This is a genomic window from Brevundimonas albigilva (assembly GCF_023573565.1).
Taxonomy (GTDB): Bacteria; Pseudomonadota; Alphaproteobacteria; order Caulobacterales; family Caulobacteraceae; genus Brevundimonas; species Brevundimonas albigilva.
On the sequence record NZ_CP097649.1, the window covers coordinates 658,908 to 677,766 of the forward strand.

The 18,859-nt window shown below is 70.4% G+C and carries 17 protein-coding genes; 12 read left to right on the top strand and 5 right to left on the bottom strand.

The window, feature by feature from the left end:
* Window positions 1-73: 73 nt before the first annotated feature.
* Window positions 74-448: a GIY-YIG nuclease family protein gene (locus M8231_RS03260; RefSeq protein ID WP_250202248.1), complete on the bottom strand. Its 375-nt coding sequence runs from the start codon at window positions 446-448 to the stop codon at window positions 74-76.
* A gap of 125 nt (window positions 449-573) precedes the next feature.
* On the opposite strand from M8231_RS03260, the gene M8231_RS03265 reads away from it, so the two are divergent.
* The 7 genes from M8231_RS03265 to tdh all read left to right on the top strand — a co-directional run bounded on the left by M8231_RS03265 (window position 574) and on the right by tdh (window position 9,741).
* A complete protein-coding gene (locus M8231_RS03265; protein ID WP_249751202.1) occupies window positions 574-2,553 on the top strand; it encodes an acetyl-CoA carboxylase biotin carboxylase subunit in 1,980 nt (659 codons plus the stop codon).
* Window positions 2,553-3,932: a methylmalonyl-CoA mutase family protein gene (locus tag M8231_RS03270; protein WP_250202249.1), complete on the top strand. Its 1,380-nt coding sequence runs from the start codon at window positions 2,553-2,555 to the stop codon at window positions 3,930-3,932. The genes M8231_RS03265 and M8231_RS03270 overlap by 1 nt, the downstream gene beginning before the upstream one ends.
* Window positions 3,929-6,085: a methylmalonyl-CoA mutase gene (gene scpA, locus M8231_RS03275; RefSeq protein WP_249751200.1), complete on the top strand. Its 2,157-nt coding sequence runs from the start codon at window positions 3,929-3,931 to the stop codon at window positions 6,083-6,085. Before M8231_RS03270 ends, scpA begins: the two co-directional genes overlap by 4 nt.
* Window positions 6,082-6,504, top strand: a complete 423-nt coding sequence (mce, locus tag M8231_RS03280) for a methylmalonyl-CoA epimerase (protein WP_249751199.1) — start codon at window positions 6,082-6,084, stop codon at window positions 6,502-6,504. Before scpA ends, mce begins: the two co-directional genes overlap by 4 nt.
* Before the next feature lie 51 nt (window positions 6,505-6,555).
* On the top strand, window positions 6,556-7,434 hold the full coding sequence (locus M8231_RS03285; RefSeq protein ID WP_249751198.1) for a DUF4232 domain-containing protein: 879 nt from the start codon (window positions 6,556-6,558) through the stop codon (window positions 7,432-7,434).
* Window positions 7,435-7,498: 64 nt separating this feature from the next.
* Window positions 7,499-8,689, top strand: coding sequence for a glycine C-acetyltransferase (locus tag M8231_RS03290; RefSeq protein ID WP_249751197.1), 1,191 nt, complete (start codon window positions 7,499-7,501; stop codon window positions 8,687-8,689).
* Window positions 8,689-9,741, top strand: coding sequence for an L-threonine 3-dehydrogenase (gene tdh / locus M8231_RS03295; RefSeq protein WP_249751196.1), 1,053 nt, complete (start codon window positions 8,689-8,691; stop codon window positions 9,739-9,741). Before M8231_RS03290 ends, tdh begins: the two co-directional genes overlap by 1 nt.
* 77 nt (window positions 9,742-9,818) lie before the next feature.
* Here tdh and M8231_RS03300 read toward each other — a convergent pair whose 3' ends face one another.
* A complete protein-coding gene (locus M8231_RS03300; protein WP_249751195.1) occupies window positions 9,819-10,844 on the bottom strand; it encodes a DNA topoisomerase IB in 1,026 nt (341 codons plus the stop codon).
* 108 nt (window positions 10,845-10,952) lie between these two features.
* Here M8231_RS03300 and rlmJ point away from each other — a divergent pair, with 108 nt between their 5' ends.
* Window positions 10,953-11,765: a 23S rRNA (adenine(2030)-N(6))-methyltransferase RlmJ gene (rlmJ, locus tag M8231_RS03305; RefSeq protein WP_249751194.1), complete on the top strand. Its 813-nt coding sequence runs from the start codon at window positions 10,953-10,955 to the stop codon at window positions 11,763-11,765.
* A gap of 22 nt (window positions 11,766-11,787) precedes the next feature.
* Window positions 11,788-12,519, top strand: a complete 732-nt coding sequence (locus tag M8231_RS03310; RefSeq protein WP_249751193.1) for a glutamine amidotransferase-related protein — start codon at window positions 11,788-11,790, stop codon at window positions 12,517-12,519.
* On the opposite strand, the gene M8231_RS03315 is transcribed toward M8231_RS03310, so the two are convergent.
* Window positions 12,516-13,571: a YeiH family protein gene (locus M8231_RS03315; protein ID WP_250202250.1), complete on the bottom strand. Its 1,056-nt coding sequence runs from the start codon at window positions 13,569-13,571 to the stop codon at window positions 12,516-12,518. The genes M8231_RS03310 and M8231_RS03315 overlap by 4 nt on opposite strands.
* Before the next feature lie 77 nt (window positions 13,572-13,648).
* Here M8231_RS03315 and M8231_RS16865 point away from each other — a divergent pair, with 77 nt between their 5' ends.
* Window positions 13,649-14,524 (top strand): LysR family transcriptional regulator, encoded by an 876-nt coding sequence (locus M8231_RS16865; RefSeq protein ID WP_283843777.1) that lies wholly within the window; start codon window positions 13,649-13,651, stop codon window positions 14,522-14,524.
* 18 nt (window positions 14,525-14,542) lie between these two features.
* Here the strand turns inward: M8231_RS16865 and M8231_RS03330 are convergent, their stop codons facing one another.
* Both M8231_RS03330 and hemF read right to left on the bottom strand, forming a co-directional pair.
* Window positions 14,543-14,734, bottom strand: coding sequence for a hypothetical protein (locus tag M8231_RS03330; protein WP_249751192.1), 192 nt, complete (start codon window positions 14,732-14,734; stop codon window positions 14,543-14,545).
* Window positions 14,731-15,612: an oxygen-dependent coproporphyrinogen oxidase gene (gene hemF, locus M8231_RS03335; protein ID WP_249751191.1), complete on the bottom strand. Its 882-nt coding sequence runs from the start codon at window positions 15,610-15,612 to the stop codon at window positions 14,731-14,733. The genes M8231_RS03330 and hemF overlap by 4 nt, the downstream gene beginning before the upstream one ends.
* A 209-nt stretch (window positions 15,613-15,821) precedes the next feature.
* Between hemF and M8231_RS03340 the strand changes: the two genes are divergently transcribed.
* Window positions 15,822-17,075, top strand: coding sequence for a dipeptidase (locus M8231_RS03340; protein ID WP_249751190.1), 1,254 nt, complete (start codon window positions 15,822-15,824; stop codon window positions 17,073-17,075).
* Window positions 17,076-17,167: 92 nt separating this feature from the next.
* On the top strand, window positions 17,168-18,835 hold the full coding sequence (locus M8231_RS03345; protein ID WP_250202251.1) for an alkaline phosphatase family protein: 1,668 nt from the start codon (window positions 17,168-17,170) through the stop codon (window positions 18,833-18,835).
* The last annotated feature ends 24 nt before the right edge of the window (window positions 18,836-18,859 follow it).

The following is an 18,859-nucleotide window of genomic DNA, read 5'->3' on the forward strand; positions in this document are numbered from 1 at the left end:
GTGCGCACCTTCGAACACCGGGAGTCTGGATCCTCGGGACAAGCCCGAGGATGACGAGGTTGAAAACGGTGGCTCACTCCTCCTCCGGCGGCCAGTCGCGGTACGTCTCGGGATCGGACGGCGTCTCGACCCCGTTTCGCGCCAATCCGTCGAACAGGTCCGCCCAGTCCGGGTTCGTCCGTTCGATCAGGTTCGCCTTCCAGTCGCGAGGCCAGCGCTTCAGCGACTTCTCCCGCTGGATGGCGCCGGTAATGGTGTCGTGGAATTCGTACCAGACCAGCCGCTTCAGGCCGTACCGCTTGGTGAAGCCGTCGATGACGCCTTCGCGGTGCTGGGCGACGCGCGAGACCAACTGACTGCTGACGCCGATGTAGATCGCGCCGTGCATTCGATTGGTCATCATGTAGCAGCCGATCAGGCCGTCGCGTCCGACCATCGCATCCCCCATTTCCCGTCATCCTCGGGCTTGTCCCGAGGATCCAGACTCCCGGTGTCGACCGTGGCCCCTCGGCCACGACGGAGTTTCCGGATGTTAGGCGCAAGGCCTAGTATGGCGGCAGAGGAAATATAGCCATGTTCTCCAAAATCCTCATCGCCAATCGGGGCGAGATCGCGGTTCGGATCATCAAGACCTGCCGCCGCATGGGCATCAAAACGGTGCAGGTCTATTCGGAGGCCGACGCCGGGTCGCTGGCGGTCGAGATGGCCGACGAGGCGGTGCTGATCGGGCCGGCGCCGGCGGCGCAGTCGTATCTGCTGGCGGACAAGATCGTCGAGGCGGTGCGCCAGACGGGGGCGCAGGCCGTGCATCCGGGCTTTGGCTTCCTGAGCGAGAACGCCGGGTTCGCGCGACGGCTGAGGGGCGAGGGGATCGCCTTCATCGGTCCGAACCCCGAGGCCATCGAGGCCATGGGCGACAAGATCAGCTCCAAGAAGCTGGCGGCCGAAGCGGGCGTGTCGACCGTGCCGGGGCACATGGGCCTGATCGAGACGCCGGAGGAGGCGGTCACGATCGCCAACGAGATCGGCTATCCGATCATGATCAAGGCGAGCGCCGGCGGCGGCGGCAAGGGCATCCGGGTGGCCCATTCGGACGCCGACATGGCCGAGGGGTTTGCGGCGGTGAAGGCCGAGGCGCTGAACGCGTTCGGCGACGACCGGGTCTTCCTGGAGAAGTTCATCGTCGATCCGCGCCATATCGAGATCCAGGTGCTGGGCGACAAGCACGGCAACATCGTCCACCTGTTCGAGCGCGAATGCTCGATCCAGCGCCGGAACCAGAAGGTCATCGAGGAGGCGCCGTCGCCCTTGCTGGACGAGGCGACCCGCATGGCCATGGGGGCGCAGGCCGTCGCCCTGGCCCAGGCGGTGAACTACGACTCGGCCGGCACGGTCGAGTTCGTGGCCGGTCAGGACAAGAGCTTCTACTTCCTGGAGATGAACACCCGGCTGCAGGTCGAGCATCCGGTGACGGAGCTGATCACCGGCGTCGATCTGGTCGAACAGATGATCCGTTCGGCCTGGGGCGAACAGCTGGCGTTCAAGCAAGAGGACCTGTCGATCGACGGCTGGGCCATCGAGAGCCGCATCTACGCCGAGGACCCCTATCGCGGCTTCCTGCCCTCCATCGGCCGCCTGGTCCGCTACGAGCAGCCCGAGGAAGGCGATCAGGGCGACTACACTGTTCGCAACGATTCCGGCGTCCGGGAGGGCGACGAGATCAGCATGTTCTACGACCCGATGATCGCCAAGCTGTGCGCCTGGGGGCCGACGCGCGAGGCGGCGGTCGAGGGCATGGCACGCGCCCTGGAAGACACCCACCTGTCGGGCCTGGGCCATAACGTGCCCTTCCTGGCGGCGGTGATGGATCAGGAGCGGTTCAGGTCGGGCCAGCTGTCGACCAGCTATATCAAGGACGAGTTCCCCGAGGGCTTCCACGGACTGAAGCCTTCGGCGGAGCAGGAGCGGATCCTGATCGCCGCTGGCATGGCGATGCACGAGATCATCGCCGAACAGGACGGCGATCCGTCCGACCGCACCGACTGGATCGTCATGCTGGACCGCGGGATGCATGGCGTCGGCCTGTCGTATGACGCCGACGAGGCGATGATCCTGACCCTGACGGGCGGGGGCGACATCCGCCTGTCGGACATCGACTGGCGCCCGGGCCTGGCCCAGTTCAAGGCCGAGCTGGACGGCGAACCCTTCACCGCCGAGGTCAAGCGCGCCGCCGACGGCTTCGACATCCGTCACCGCGCGGCCAGGGCGCGGGTGCGGGTGCTGCGCCCGCACGTGGCCGAGATGTATGCGCGCCTGCCGGAGAAGGTGGCGGCGGACACGTCCAAGCTGGTGCTGTCGCCGATGCCGGGCCTGGTGGTCGATATTCCCGTGGCGGTCGGCCAGGAGGTCAAGACCGGCGAAACGGTCGCCATCATCGAGGCCATGAAGATGCAGAACATCCTCAAGGCCGAGCGCGACGCCGTGGTGAAGGCGGTCTCGGCCAAGGCCGGCGATCCGGTGGCGGCCGACGACGTGCTGGTGGAGTTCGGATGATGGGGGGCTTCCCCATCCCCACCCCCCTGGAATGGCGCGAGGCGGCCGAGAAGGCGCTGAAGGACCGGCCGCTGGAGTCGCTGCTGCATCTGGACGCGGACCGACTGGTCACGCGTCCGCTCTACGCCGACGCGACGGGCGTGCAGCCGGTCTTCGCGCCGCGCCCGTCCGATGCGGAAGGGCGGGCCTGGGATCTGCGCACCCTGGTCGAGGGCGACGACGCCGAGGCGGTGAACGCCGCGGTCCTGACCGACCTGGAGAACGGCGCGGCCTCGGTCCTGCTGGCGGGCGGGGTGCTGTCGGACGGGGCCTGGCTGGGGCGTGCGCTGGACGGCGTGGCGCTGGACCTGGCGCCGGTCGCGCTGGACGCGGGCTTCGACGGGCCGGCGGCGGCGGACGCGCTGGCGGCCCTGGCCAAGGGGGCGCCGCGCGCGCTGCTGCGCTTTCATCTGGACCCGATCTCGGCCTTCGCCGAGGCGGGCGGATCGCCGCGCCCGATCGAGGATCATCTATCAGAGGCGGCCGAGGCCGCGGCGCGCCATGCGGCGACCTATCCCGAGGCGGGCCTGTTCCTGGCCAGCGGCCGGGTCGCGCACGAGGCGGGCGCCTCCATCGCCCAGGAACTGGCCTTCGCGGCCGGCGCCGCGGTCGCCTATGTCAAGGCGGGCGTCGCGGCGGGCCTGACGGTCGAGGCGGCGCTTCGCGGCGTGACGCTGAGCCTGTCGGTCGACCAGGAATATTTCGACGGCCTGGCCAAGGTGCGGGCCCTGCGCCTGATCTGGGCCAGCCTGTCCAAGGCGTTCGGCGTGGACGCGCCCGCGGTGATCGAGGCGCGCTCGTCGCGGCGGATGCTGTCGGCGCGCGATCCGTGGCCGAACCTGCTGCGGCTGACCGCGGCAGGTTTCGCCGGCGCGGTCGGGGGCGCGGACGCGGTGGTGCTGGACGGCTTCACCCGCGCCGAGGGCCTGGCCGACGCCTTCGCCCGGCGCCAGGCGCGCAACACCCAACTGGTCCTGATGGAGGAGGCCAATCTGGGCCGGGTCGACGATCCGGCGTCGGGCTCCTGGTATCTGGACGCCCGCACGCGCGAACTGGCCGAGGCGGGCTGGGCCGAGTTCCAGGCCATCGAGGCCGAGGGCGGCCTGATCGAGGCGTTGAAGGGCGGGATCGTCCAGGGCCGGATCGCGCGGGCGCGCCAGATGCGCGAGGCCGGCTTCGCCAACGGCGCGGCCCAGATCGTGGGCGTGACCAAATACGTCGATCCCGAGCCGCGTCCGGCGCCGGTGGAAGCCGACGCCCCGCGGCGCGCGCCGGCGAACCCCGACCTGGCCCTGAGGCCGATCCGTTTCGCGGCCCCGTTCGAGGAGGCGGCGCAATGAGCTTTCCCGACTTCAGCAAGATCGCCCTGGATCTGGCGCCGACCGAGACGGGACCCGCGCGCGAACCCTGGATCACGCCCGAGGGGCTGACGGTCAAGACGGCCTATGGCGCGCCCGACGCGGAGAGGCTGGAGCATCTGCATGGCCTGCCGGGCTTCGCCCCCTTCGTGCGGGGCCCTTATCCGACCATGTATGCGGGCGCGCCGTGGACGATCCGGCAGTATGCGGGCTTCTCGACCGCCGAGGAGTCCAACGCCTTCTATCGCCGCAACCTGGCGGCGGGCCAGAAGGGCCTGTCGGTCGCCTTCGACCTGGCCACGCACCGGGGCTACGATTCGGACCATCCGCGGGTGAAAGGCGACGTCGGCATGGCGGGCGTGGCCATCGACAGCATCTACGACATGCGCACCCTGTTCGACGGCATCCCGCTGGACCAGATGTCGGTGTCGATGACGATGAACGGCGCCGTCCTGCCGATCCTGGCCCTCTATGTCGTGGCGGGCGAGGAGCAGGGCGTCGACCACGCCAAGCTGACCGGGACCATCCAGAACGACATCCTCAAGGAGTTCATGGTCAGGAACACCTACATCTATCCGCCCGAACCCTCGATGCGGATCATCGCCGACATCTTCGCCTGGACGGCGCAGGAGACGCCCAGGTTCAACAGCATCTCCATCTCCGGCTATCACATGCAGGAGGCGGGGGCGTCGGCGGACATCGAACTGGCCTACACCCTGTCGGACGGGATCGAATATCTGCGCGCGGGCAAGGCGGCGGGCATGTCGATCGACCGGTTCGCGCCGCGCCTGAGCTTCTTCTGGGCCATCGGCATGAACTACTTCATGGAGGTGGCCAAGATGCGGGCCGGCCGCCTGTTGTGGGCCGACGCCGTGCGGCGCGAGGGAGGCGAGAACCCCAAGTCGCTGTCCTTGCGGACCCACTGCCAGACTTCGGGCTGGTCGCTGGCGGCGCAGGACGTGTTCAACAACGTCAGCCGGACGATGGTCGAGGCGATGGCGGCGGCGGGCGGCCAGACCCAGAGCCTGCACACCAACGCGCTGGACGAGGCGCTGGCCCTGCCGACCGACTTCTCAGCGCGGATCGCGCGCAACACCCAGATCCTGCTGCAGCAGGAGACCGGGCTGACGCGGGTGATCGACCCGTGGGGCGGCAGCTACTACGTCGAGCGGCTGACCCAGGAGCTGGCGGAACGCGCCCGCGCCCACATGGCCGAGGTCGAGGCGCTGGGCGGCATGGCCAAGGCCATCGAGGCCGGCATTCCCAAGCTGCGGATCGAGGAATCGGCGGCCAAGACCCAGGCGCGGATCGACACCGGCCAGCAGACGGTGGTCGGGGTGAACAAATATCTGAATCCGGTGGTCGACGACATTCCGATGCTGAAGGTCGACAACGCCGAGGTCCGCGCCCGCCAGATCGAGAAGCTGCAGCGCCTGCGCGCCGAGCGGGACGAGGCGGCGACCCAGGCCGCCCTGACCGAACTGACCAACGGCGCGCGCGGGAGCGCCAATCTGCTGGAGCTATCGGTGCGGGCGGCGCGGGCCAAGGCGACCGTGGGCGAAATCTCGGACGCGCTGGAAGCCGCCTTCGGCCGACACGTGGCGACCGTGAAGACGGTGTCCGGCGTCTATGCCAAGGAGGCGGGCGGCGACGCCCGTTTCGCCCGCGCCCGCGACATGGTCGCCGCCTTCGTCGAGAACGACGGCGGGCCGCCTCGCATCCTGATCGCCAAGCTGGGCCAGGACGGGCACGACCGGGGCCAGAAGGTGGTCGCCACCGGATACGGCGACCTGGGCTTCGACGTCACCGCCGGCGCCCTGTTCCAGACCCCGGCCGAGGCGGCGAAGGATGCGGTGGACAAGGGCGTCCATGCGGTGGGCGCCTCGTCGCTGGCGGCGGGGCATCTGACGCTGGTGCCGGAACTCAAGGCCGAGCTGGAGAGGCTGGGGCGGCCGGACATCATGATCGTGGTCGGCGGCGTGATCCCGCCGTCGGACGTGCAGCCCCTGCTGGATATGGGGGCGGCGGCGGTCTATCCGCCCGGATCGGTCATCGCCGACACCGCCATCGACCTGATCGAGAAGCTGAACCAGCGACTGGGCTACGCCCAGCCCGCCCCGAAGGAGACCGCATGATCGGCGCCCTGAACCATGTCGGCGTCGCCACGCCGTCCATCGCCGATTCGATCCGGCTGTATCGCGACGTGCTGGGCGCGACCAAGGTCGGGGAGCCGTTCGACCTGCCGGCCCAGGGGGTCAAGGTCTGTTTCATCGACACGCCGACGGCGCAGATCGAACTGATCGAACCCTATGACGACACGTCGCCCATCGTCGGCTTCCTGGCCAAGAACCCCAAGGGCGGGCAGCACCACGTCTGTTTCGAGGTCGAGGACATCCACGCCGCCCTGGCGGAAATGCGGGCCAAGGGGGTGACCGTTCTGGGCACGGGGGAGCCGAGGATCGGCGCGCATGGGACGCCGGTGGTCTTTCTGCATCCGCGCGACATGGGCGGGGTGCTGATCGAGCTGATGGAGACGCCGAAAGGCGATCACTAAGCGGAGCCTTTCGACGGTTCGGGCCGTTGAGGCGGAGGAAGGAGCCTTCTCATGACCCGTCGTCTCGCCGTCGTCGCCCTGGCCTGCCTGACCGGCGCGGCCGCCTGCCAGCAGCCGGCCCCGGACGACGCGCCCGCGCCCACGCCGCCAGTCGAAGCGGCGCCAAGCACCGCGCCCGCCATCGGCTACGCCTGCGAGAGCGGGGTCACGATCCAGGCGCGTTACCCCGACAGCGCCACGGCCGAGCTGGTCTATCGCGACCAGACGCTGGCCCTGCGCTCGGCCGTGGCGGCCAGCGGCGCGCGCTACGTCGGCGAGGGCGTCGAATGGTGGACCGCCAACCGCAACGGCGAGGAGAGCGCCACCCTGAGCCGTCTGGGCCCGAACGACCAGACGGGAACCGCCGTGATGGAGCGCTGCACGCGGCCGACCACGGGCGGCGACCCGGTCGGGCCCTTGCCCGCCCCGACCCCCGCTCCCGGCGGCGTCCTGCCGGCGTCGACCCCGTGCAAGGGGCCGCAACTGAGGCTGTCGGTCGGGGACGGCGACGCCGGCGCGGGCAATCGCGTGCGCAACTTCGCCCTGGAGAATGCCGGGAGCCAGCCCTGCACCCTGACCGGCTATCCCACCGTGACGGTGAGGGACGCCGACGGCGATGTGCTGTCCTCGATCCGCGCCGAGCAGAGCCCGGGCAGCTATTTCCGCCAGGGTCAGGCCCCCACGCCCGTCAGCCTGGCGCCGGGCGGCAAGGCCCTGTTCGAGGTGGCCTGGAACGTGGTGCCGCACGAGGGGGAAGGCGAGAAGACCTGCCCCGCAGCCAAGACGATCCGCGTGGTCGCGCCCGCCGATACGGCGGCCCTGACGACCCCCTTCGAGTTCACGCCCTGCGGTGGACGCATTCGGGTCAGCCCGCTTCGCGCGGCGGACTGATGGGGCGACGGGCGCGGCGTCGGGCGGGGTGGAAAGCGGACCGGATTCGGCGTAGGTCGCGGCCATGACCCAGAGCTTCTACGACCGCGTCGCCGGCGAACTGAACGACATCGACGCGCAGGGGCTGACCAAGCCCGAGCGCGTCATCGCCTCGCGCCAGGGGCCGGTGATCCAGGTGGCGGGGCGCGAGGTGCTGAACTTCTGCGCCAACAACTACCTGGGCCTGGCGGGCGACGAGCGGGTGACCCAGGCCGGGATCGCCGCGCAGCGGAAGTGGGGCGCGGGCACGGCCTCGGTGCGCTTCATCTGCGGCACCCTGGAGATCCACAAGGAACTGGAGGCGGCCATCGCCGGCTATCTGGGTTTCGAGGACGCCATCCTGTTCGCGGCGGCCTTCGACGCCAATGGCGGCCTGTTCGAGCCGCTGCTGGGCGAGGGCGACGCCATCGTTTCGGACAGCCTGAACCACGCCTCGATCATCGACGGGGTTCGGCTGTGCAAGGCCAAGCGCTACCGCTTCGCCAACTCCGACATGGACGCGCTGGAGGCGCAGCTGAAGCAGGCCAAGGCCGACGGCGCGCGCGACATTATCATCGCCACCGACGGCGCCTTCTCGATGGACGGCTATATCGCCAAGCTGAAGGACATCCGCGCGCTGGCCGACAAGTACGACGCCCTGATCATGGTCGACGACTGCCATGCGACCGGCTTCCTGGGGCCGCAGGGGCGCGGGTCGTTCGCCCATCATGGGGTCGAGGTGGACTTCGTCACCGGCACCTTCGGCAAGGCGCTGGGCGGGGCCATGGGCGGATTCATCTGCGCCCGGAAGGCGGTGGTCGAACTGCTCAAGCAGCGGGCGCGGCCCTATCTGTTCTCAAACGCCCTGTCGCCAGCGGTGTGCGGGTCGAGCCTGGAGGCCATCCGCATCGCGCAGGGAACCGAGGGCGATGCGCTGCGCACGCGCCTGTCGGCCAACGCCCATCGCTATCGCGGGGCCATGGCGGACGCCGGCTTCACCCTGCTGGAGGGCGAGCATCCGATCATCCCGGTGATGCTGAGCGACGCCAAGCTGGCCCAGGATTTCGCCGCGCGGGCGCTGGAGCTGGGCGTCTATGTGATCGGCTTCAGCTTCCCGGTGGTGCCGCGCGGCCAGGCGCGCATCCGCACCCAGATGTCGGCGGCGCACACCTTCGAGCAGATTGATCAGACGGTCGCGGCGTTCACGACGGCCGGCAAGGAGTTGGGAGTTATCTGATGGCGGAAACGATGAAGGCCCTGGCCAAGACCGGGCCGGTGCAGGGGCTGGAGCTGATCGACGCGCCGATCCCCGAGGCGGGACCGGAGGACGTGCTGATCAAGGTGCACCGCACGGCCGTGTGCGGCACCGACATCCACATCTGGAACTGGGACGAGTGGTCCCAGAAGAACGTGCCGACGCCGATGATCACCGGCCACGAGTTCGCCGGCGAGATCGTCGCCGTGGGCAAGGAGGTCGATCGCCCGCTGAAGATCGGCCAGCGCGTCTCGGCCGAGGGCCACGTCATCGACCTGAACTCGGAAGCGGCGCGGGCCGGGCACTTCCATCTGGACCCCAAGACGCGCGGCATCGGCGTGAACCGCCAGGGCGCCTTTGCGGAATATGTCGTGGCGCCGGCGTTCAATGTGATCGAGCTGCCCGACGACGTGCCCTACGAGATCGGCTCGATCCTGGATCCGTTCGGAAACGCCGTGCACACGGCCCAGCAGTTCGACCTGCTGGGCGAGGACGTGCTGGTCACGGGCGCCGGGCCGATCGGGGTGATGGCGGCGGCGGTGGCGCGCCATGCGGGCGCGCGCACGGTGGTCCTGACCGACATCAACGACTACCGGCTGGAACTGGCGCAGAAGGTGGCGCCGGGCGTGCGGACGGTGAATACGACGAAGGAAGACCTGCACGACGTCGTCAAGGAACTGGGCATGAAGGTCGGCTTCGACGTCGCCCTGGAGATGTCGGGCTCGCCCATCGCCTTCAGGCAATGCGTCGACACCCTGATCATGGGCGGCGGCCTGGCCATGCTGGGCATCCCCTCCAAGCCGATGGAGACGGATTGGGGCGCCATCATCCTGAAGGCGCTGACGATCAAGGGCGTCTATGGCCGCGAGATGTTCACGACCTGGAGAAAGATGCTGGGCCTGCTGAAGGCCGGCCTGGACCTGAGCCCGCTGATCACCCACCGCCTGGCCTATGACCAGTATCGCGAAGGCTTCGAGGCGATGAAGTCCGGACAGTCGGGCAAGGTGGTGCTGGACTGGGACAAGGCGGCCTAACCGGGGCGGCCTGACCGGGGCGGCCTGACCGGGGCGGCCTGATCGGGACGGCGTGACGGTCCGAGTAAGGCGCCGTCCTATCCGGCCTGACGGAGCGCCCTGACCAGGGCGGTCTCGAAGGCCTTCGCCTCGGGACCGGGCAGGACGTCGGCCATCGTTCCGGCCTGGAACAGGTCGAACACGCGCGGGTGGACATAGGAGGCGCGGCAGACGGTCGGCGTATTGCCCAGAAGGCCGGACACCGCCTTCACGCACAGGGTGATCTTGCGCTTGCCGTCGGTCTGGGAGGTCGGCGGCTCCATCTCGCGCAGCGCCCGCGCGGCCGAGACGGTGCCGGCCCAGGTGCGGAAGTCCTTGGCCGAGAACTGTTCGCCCATGGCGTCGCGGATATAGGCGTTCACGTCGTCCGAGGTGACGGGGCACAGGTTGCCCTCCGCGTCGCGATATTTGAACAGCTGCTGGCCCGGCAGGTCTTCCAGCGCGCGGACCACGCGGGCCAGGCGGCGGTCCCGGACGCTGACGGAATGATCCTTGCCGCTCTTGCCGCGAAACTCGAACGTCAGGGCGGCGCCGTCGACATCCAGATGGCGCTTGTGAAGGGTCGTCAGGCCGTAGCTGCGGTTCTGCTTCGCATAGACCGCATTGCCGATGCGGATCAGCGTCAGTTCCAGCAGACGCACGGCGGTGGCCAGCACCTTGGCCTTGCACACGCCGCGCAGGCCCAGATCGTGTTCCACCTGGGCGCGCAGCTTGGGAAGCGCGCGGGCGAAGGCGGGCAGGCGATCGAACTTGTTGGTCGAGCGGGCCGTGCTCCAGTCGGCGTGATAGCGGTACTGCTTGCGGCCCTTGGCGTCCCGGCCGATGGCCTGGATGTGGCCGTTGGCGCGCGGACAGATCCACACGTCGGTCCAGGCCGGAGGGATGGCCAGGGCGCGGATGCGGTCCAGCACCTTGGGGTCGCGGATCGGCCGCCCCTTCGCGTCGCGATAGGACCAGCCCTTGCCGGCGCGCCGGCGGCTCAGGCCGGGATGGTCGTCGCTGCACCAGGACAGGCCCTGCGGAACCTCGATGTCGGGTTCGAAGGCGGGGGAACCGTCGGGCATGGGCGTCTTCCTGAACTCCGCCGGCCACCGCCGGGGCGAGCCACGAACGCGAGGCCGGTCCGCCGGGTTCCGCTTGACCCCAGGGGCGGGGCGGGGGACGAGGGCGCCATGAACTATCGCCACAGCTTCCACGCCGGGAACTTCGCCGACCTGGTCAAGCACGCCCTGCTGATCGCGCTGATGGAAGCGCCGCGGGCCCAGCCCCGCGTGGTCATCGACACCCATGCGGGGGCGGGGCTCTACGACCTGGCGGGGGAAGGCGCGCGGTCCAGGGAGGCCGAGGACGGGGTGCTGAAGCTGATGTCGGCCCAGGGCCGGCCGCCGCTGATGGAGACCCTGGCGGCCGAGGTGGCGGCGACCAATCCGGACGGGGGCGCGCGCTTCTATCCGGGATCGCCGCTGTTGATCGCGCGGCGGCTGGGACCGGGCGGGCGCTATGTCGGCTTCGAACTGAATCCGCCGGTGCGCGCCTTGCTGGCCGAGGCGCTGAAGCATCACCCCGAGGCGCGGGCGGTCGAGGGCGACGGCTACCAGGGCGCGGCGGCCGAGGCGGCGCGGGGCGGGGCGCCGCTGGTCCTGATCGACCCGCCGTTCGAAAAGCCCGACGACTATGTCCGCGCGGCCGAGACGGCCGTGGCGATCCGGCGGCGCGATCCGGGCGCGACGGTCGCGATCTGGACGCCGCTCAAGGATCTGGAGACCTTCGACGCCTTCATCCGGCGGTTGGACGGCAAGGCGGGGCCGACCCTGGTGGCCGAGGCGCGGCTGCGTCCGCTGACGAACCCGATGAAGATGAACGGTTGCGCGCTGGTCGTGGTCAATCCGCCGCCGGCCCTGGAAGCGGCGGCGCGCGAGGTCTGCGGCTGGGTGGTCGAGGCGCTGGGCGACGCGTGCGCCAAGGCCGAGGTCTGGACCTTCTGAACGCAGGTCCTAGTGTGAGGCCATGACCCGTATCGCCATCCTGGAGACCGGCCATCCGCCGGAAAACCTGAAGGACCAGTTCGACGACTATCCGGCGCGGTTCCGGGCGCTGCTGGGCGAGGGCGTGCCGACGACGCGGTTCGACGTGCAGCGCGGGCATCTGCCGGACGATCCGGCCGCCTTCCAGGGCGCGATCGTCACCGGGTCGGCGGCGGGGGTCTATGACGACCTGTTCTGGATTCCCCTGCTGCTGGACTGGCTGAGGGCGGCGCGGGGCAGGACGCGGCTGGTGGGCATCTGCTTCGGCCACCAGGCGATGGCGACGGCCTTCGGCGGGGCGGTGGAGAAGTCGGCCAAGGGCTGGGGCGTGGGCCTGCACAAGTATGAGGTGCGGCGCGACGAGCCGTGGATGCATCCGCGCGCGGGGGCCATCTCGATTCCCGTGTCGCATCAGGACCAGGTGACGACGGTGTCGCCGGACGCGCGGGTGATCGCCGCGTGCGACTTCACCCCCTATGCGGGCCTGGCCTGGGGCGAGGACGCGGTGTCCTTCCAGTGCCATCCCGAGTTCCAGCCGGAATACGCCGCCGCCCTGGTGAAGAGCCGGCGCGGGGACCGCATCCCGGACGCCGTGGCCGACGCGGCGCTGGCCAGTCTGGCGCGGCCCAACGACCGATCGGTGCTGACGGCCTGGATCCGCGCCTTCCTGCTGCTGACCCCGCCGCCGGTGGAGACCGACGGCAGCGGAATCTAGAGGCCCATCAGCCGGATCAGCAGCAGCGCCAGCGCCAGCAGCGCCGCCAGCGACAACACCACCGCCGCGGCCACCCGCCCGCCGGCGCGCGCCACCGCGCGGATGTCGGTCTGCAGCCCCAGCGCCGCCATGGCGACCACCGTCAGCAGGCCCGACGCCGAGGCCAGCCAGGGCAGGGCCGCCTGGGGGATCAGGTCCAGCGAGCGAAGGCCGATCATGACCAGGAAGCCGACGATGAACCACGGAACCAGGCGGTGAAGGCCGGGCGCGCGCGCCTGGCTCTTGCTCTCCTGGCCCCTGCGGCCCGCGACCAGCGACAGGGCGAAGACCACGGGCCCCAGCATCAGCACCCGGACCAGCTTGACCACCGTGCCGGTCTGGGCGGCGGCGGGGCCGAAGGGGGCGGCGGCGGCCAGCACCTGGGGCACGGCGTAAACCGTCAGGCCGGCCAGGGCGCCGAACTGCAGCGTCGACATCTGCAGCAGCACGCCCAGCAGCGGCAGGCTCAGGACCACGATGACGCCCAGCACGGCGGTGAAGGCGATCGAGGCGGCGACCTCGTCCCCGTCGGCGTCGATCACCGGGGCCACCGCCGCGATGGCGGAGTTGCCGCAGATGGCGTTGCCGCAGGCCACCAGCAGGGCCATGCGCGGGGTCAGGCCCAACGCCCGCCCCAGGCCGAAACCGACGACGATTCCGACGACGACCAGAAGGAAGATTCCGACGACGACGAACACGCCCAGCGACGACAGGGTGGCCGCGCTGACCGAGGCGCCCAGCAGGACGACCGCGATCTCCAGCACCGTCTTGGCGCCGAACTCGACCCCAGGCGTCCAGCGCGCGCCGGGCGACCAGACGTTGCGCGCCGCCGCGCCCAGCAGGATGGCCAGGACCAAGGGCTCCAGCCACGGATGGCCGAACAGGCGCTGCTCCCAGGCGGCCAGGGCGTAGGCCGCGGCGGCGACGGCCGCGCACAACGCCAGCCCCGGCGCGATCCGCCAGCCGCGCACCGGGCGGGCGGAGGCGGCGACAGGAGCGGCGGCGACGGACATGGCGGCAAGGTGCGGCGAGCCTCGACGGCGGTCCAACGAATAGATATTGTCGATCCAATCCGATTTAGAGATCAGTCGTGACCCTGGAACGCCTTCGCATCTTCGTCGCCGTGGCCGAGCGCGATCACGTGACGGCGGCGGCGCGGGCGCTGAACCTGACCCAGTCGGCGGTGTCGAACGCGCTGGCGGCGCTGGAGGCGGAGCATCAGGTGCGCCTGTTCGACCGGGTCGGGCGCGGCGTGGTGCTGAACGAGACCGGACGCGCCTTCCTGCCCGAGGCCAAGGCGGTGCTGGCGCGGGCGGCGGCGGCCGAGGCGGCGCTGGCGGACATGAGCGCGCTGCGTCGGGGGCGGCTGGCCGTCTTCGCCAGTCAGACCATCGCCAGCTACTGGCTGCCGCGCCGGCTGGTGGCCTTCCACGCGGCGCATCCGGGCATCGAACTGGACGTCGCCATCGGCAACACGCGCGAGGCCGCCGAGGCGGTGCTGCACGGCGCGGCCGAGATCGGCCTGGTCGAGGGGGCGGTGGACGCGCCGGCCCTGTCGCAGGCGACGGTCGGGTCCGATCGACTGGCCGTCCTGGTGAGGCCCGACCACCCGTGGGCGACGCGCAGCCGGCTGGCGGCCGACGACCTGGCGGCGACGCCCTGGGTGCTGCGCGAAGCGGGCTCGGGCACCCGTTCGACGCTGGAGGCGGCGATCCGCGCGGCGGGCGTCGATCCGGCGGGTCTGCCCGTGGCCATGACCCTGCCGTCCAACGAGGCGGTGCTGGCGGCGGCCGAGGCGGGGGCGGGCGCCACCGCCCTGTCGGAAAGCGTGGCCTACGCCTCGGTCGCGGCGGGGCGGCTGGCCACGGCGCCGTTCGCCCTGCCGGAACGGCCCTTTCGCCTGCTGCGCCACAAGGAACGCTATCGCAGCAAGGCCGGCGACGCCTTCACCACCGCTATGGTCTAGGCGCCGGGGCGTCGGCGGTCAGGCGCGCGGACGCGACAGGAAGACCCGCTCCACCATCAGGTTGGCGGCGAAGGAGAAGGCGGCCAGGACAGCCAGGGTTCCCGCGATGCCCGGCTGGCGGCCGATGGCCATGTAAATCCCGTACAGGACTACGAAGATCAGCGTCGCCACGAGGCTGCGCAGCAGGATTTTCACGATCGGAGAGGTCATGGCCACTTCACCACCGGGGGCATGGAGCTGAGGATCGAATCGACGTTGCCGCCGGTCTTGAGGCCGAACATGGTGCCACGGTCGTAGAGCAGGTTGAACTCCACGTAGCGTCCGCGCCGGACCAGCTGCTCCTCGCGTTCCTCGGGCGTCCACGGCTCGGCCATGCGGTCGGCGACGATGCGGGGATAGACGTCCAGGAAGGCCAGGCCCACGTCGCGGGTGAAGGCGAAGTCCCGGTCGTAGTCGCCGCTGTCGTGGTGGTCGTAGAAGATCCCGCCGGTGCCGCGCGGCTCGTTCCGATGCGGCAGGAAGAAGTAGTCGTCGCACCAGGCCTTGTACCTGGCGTGCCAGGTCGGGTCGTGGGCGTCGCAGGCGGCCTTCATGGCGGCGTGGAAGGCCAGGGTGTCGGGGTGGTCCTGGCGACGGTCGGCCGCCAGCACCGGAGTCAGGTCGCCGCCGCCGCCGAACCAGCTTTGGGTCGTGGCGATGAAGCGGGTGTTCATGTGCACGGCCGGGATGCGCGGGCTGACGGGATGGCAGATCAGGCTGATCCCCGTCGCGAAGAAACGCGGGTCGTCGGCGGCCCCGGGCACGGTCTTCGCATAGTCGGCGGGAAAGGCGCCGTGCACGGTCGAGACGTGCACCCCGACCTTTTCGAACAGGCGGCCATGCATCATCCCCATGACGCCGCCGCCGCCTTCCGGCCGGGCCCAGGGGGTGCGGACGAAGCGGCCGGGCGCGCCGGGAAACAGGTCGGCGGGCGCGGCGTCCTCCAGCGCCTCGAAGGCGGCGTGGATGCGGTCGCGCAGGTGTTCGAACCAGGCGCGGGTCTCGACCTTGCGAAGGTCGAGCGGATCGGAAAAGGCGGCGTCGCTCATGGCGCGTCTTTAGACCTTCCCCCGCTTGCGGGGGAAGTGTCAGCTCGGCGAGCGAAGCGAGGCGGCTGACGATGGGGGAAGTTCAGGGATAATTCCCTCTCCGACCCGGGTTCGCTGCGCGAACGCCGGGCCCCCTCTTCCGCAAGCGGGAGAGGGTTTGTGTGGGCGGACGCATCTGCCAGTGTGCGAAGACACAAGGGAGTCGCCTCATGATCCGTCGCCTGCTGGCCGCAACCGCAATGGCCGCCCTCGCCACCGTCGCCCACGCCCAGGACGCCGGGGAGGCGCGGGTGATGGAGATCCTGAAGACGACGCCGCTGATCGACGGGCACAACGACCTGCCGTGGGCGCTGCGCCAGCACTACGGCAACGACGTCCATGCGGTGGACCTGACGCGGAATCTGGCGGCCTCGACCCCGCTGCACACCGACATTCCGCGCCTGCGCGCCGGGGGCGTGGGCGGGCAGTTCTGGTCGGTCTATGTCCCCGCCAGCCTGACGCCGCTGGAGGCGGTCCAGGCGACCTTCGAGCAGATCGACACGGCCAAGCGGATCATCGCCGCCCATCCCGACGCCTTCGGCCTGGCGACCACGGCCGACGAGGTGGACGCGGTGTTCGCCTCCGGGCGCATCGCCAGCCTGATCGGCATGGAGGGCGGCTATTCCATAGACGACTCCCTGGCGCTGCTGCGCGAATTCCACCGGGCCGGCGCGCGCTACATGACCCTGACCCATTCCAAGACCACCAGCTGGGCCGACAGCGCGACGGACGCGCCGAAGTGGGGCGGGCTGAACGCCTTTGGCGAGGCGGTGGTGCGCGAGATGAACCGCCTGGGCATGATGGTGGACCTGAGCCACGTCTCGGAGGAGACCATGCTGGACGCCATGCGGGTGTCGCAGGCGCCGGTGATCTTCTCCCATTCCTCGGCGCGGGCGGTGACGGCCCACCCCCGCAACGTTCCCGACAAGGTGCTGCGGATGATGCCGGAGGACGGCGGGATCGTGATGATCAACCTGGCGCCCGGCTTCGTCTCGGAGACGGTGCGCGCCTGGAACGCCGATCGGTCGGCCGAGGACGCCCGGCTGAAGTCGCTGAACCCCGGCGATCCAGCGGCGGTCGAGGCGGGCATGACGGCCTGGATGCAGGCGCATCCGACGCCCCAGGCGACGCTGGCCGACGTGGTCGCCCATATCCAGCACGTTCGCGATGTGGCGGGGATCGACCATGTGGGCCTGGGCGCCGACTTCGACGGCATCGGCAGCCTGCCGGAAGGCATGGGCGGGGTCGACGCCTATCCGCGCATCCTGGCCGCGTTGATGGCGGCGGGCTGGACCGAGGCGGACATCCGCAAGATTTCGGGCGAGAACCTGCTGCGCGTCATGCGCGCGGTCGAGGCCGTGGCGGCGTCCAAGGCGGACGAGCGCCCCTCGATGGCGCGGTTGGAGCCCGAGGCCGCGACCTGAGACCGGCGATCCCCTGAGACCGGCGGGCGTCTGTCACGGCGTTGCAATGCGGCGCCGATAGAGGCAACAGCGTCCGACGTTTCAGGAGTGGCATGATGAAGTTCGCACCGGCCTTGCTTTCGGCGGTTCTGGCGGCGGGGGCGGCGGTCCCCGGCCTGGCGACCGCCCAGGAGCGCGCCGCGCCGCCCCGCCTGATCGTCACCATCGTGGTCGACCAATTCAGCGCCAATCTGTTCGACCAGTATCGCGGCCGCTACACGGGCGGTCTGAAGCGGCTGGCCGACCAGGGGCTGGTGTCGATCAACGGCTATCAGACGCACGGCCTGACCGAGACCTGCCCCGGCCACTCCACCGTCCTGACCGGGATGCACCCGGCCGAAACGGGCCTTCCCGCCAACGACTGGATCGATTCCGCCACGGGCAAGGAGGTCTATTGCCTGGCCGCGCCGCAGAACACCCTGGCGCACGGGCGCGACACCGACAACGGCCCGGTCGGCCCCGACCAGTTGAAGGCGACCACGCTGGGCGACTGGCTCTTGGCCGTCAGCCCCGACAGCAAGGTCTTCGCCGTCTCGGGCAAGGACCGGGGCGCGATCAACCTGGCGGGCCATCACGGCCAGGCCTTCTGGTTCACCGACGACTTCGGCCTGACCACCTATGTCGAGCCGGGACAGAGGGCCGAGGCGCGGCTGGCGCCGGTGGCCGGCTTCAACACCGCCTTCCGGGCCGAGATGGCCGCCCAGCCGGTGACGTGGGACTATCGCCACGACGACTGCCGCGCGCTGGGCGGCGACTGGGTCATTCGCGGCCAGACCTTCCATTCCGTCCTGCCGCCGACGAACCTGAAGTTCGACACCTCGCCGATGCTGGACGAACAGACGGTGAAGGCGGCGGAATATCTGCTGGACAGCCAGAAGCTGGGGCAGGGCGCGTCGGTCGACATGCTGGGCGTCAGCCTGTCGGGCACCGATCGCATCGGCCACGGCTATGGCACCCAGGGGCCGGAGATGTGCGAGCAGCAGCACCGGCTGGACGAAGCCCTGGGCGGCTTCCTGGACAGGCTGGCCCAGGTTCCGGGCGGGGCGCTGGTGGTGCTGACGGCCGACCACGGCGGATCCGATTTCGTCGAGCGCCTGGCCGCGCGCGGCTATCCCCACGCCCACCGGGCCGACATGGACGCCTTCGAGGCGGTGAGCGCCGAACTGGCGCAACGCTTCGGCCTGGAAGCGGCGCCCCTGCAGCAGGGAGGCAGCGGCGTCATCGTGGCCGACGCCCACGGCCGCGCCCTGCCCGAACCCCTGCGGACCCAGGTGGCCGAGGCGGCGGTGGAACGCCTGCGCCAGCTGCCGGACGTCGCCTTCGCCGAGACGCGCGAGCGGATGCTGGCCCTGCCGCTCCCGGACACCCGCAATCCCGAAATGCTGACCGTCGAGGAGCGGATGCGCCTGTCGGTGGTCGCGGAGCGGTCGCCGGACATCATCCTGGCCTTCCAGCCGAACGTGGTGATGGGCGGCCGGGTCGGGGGCGCGATTTCGGGCCACGGGACGCCGTGGGAATACGATCGCCGGGTGCCGATCATCTTCTGGTGGCCGGGCGCGACGGGTGAGGAGCGGTTCCTGCCGATCCGGACCATCGACATCGCCCCCACCCTGGCCCACGTCATCGGGGTTCAGACGCCGCAGGTCGAAGGGCGCTGCATCGACCTGAACGGCTTCGCCGTCGACGCCTGCGACGCGACGCCGACGGGCGGGGGCCGATAAACTCCTGTTTCGGGGGTCGTAAAC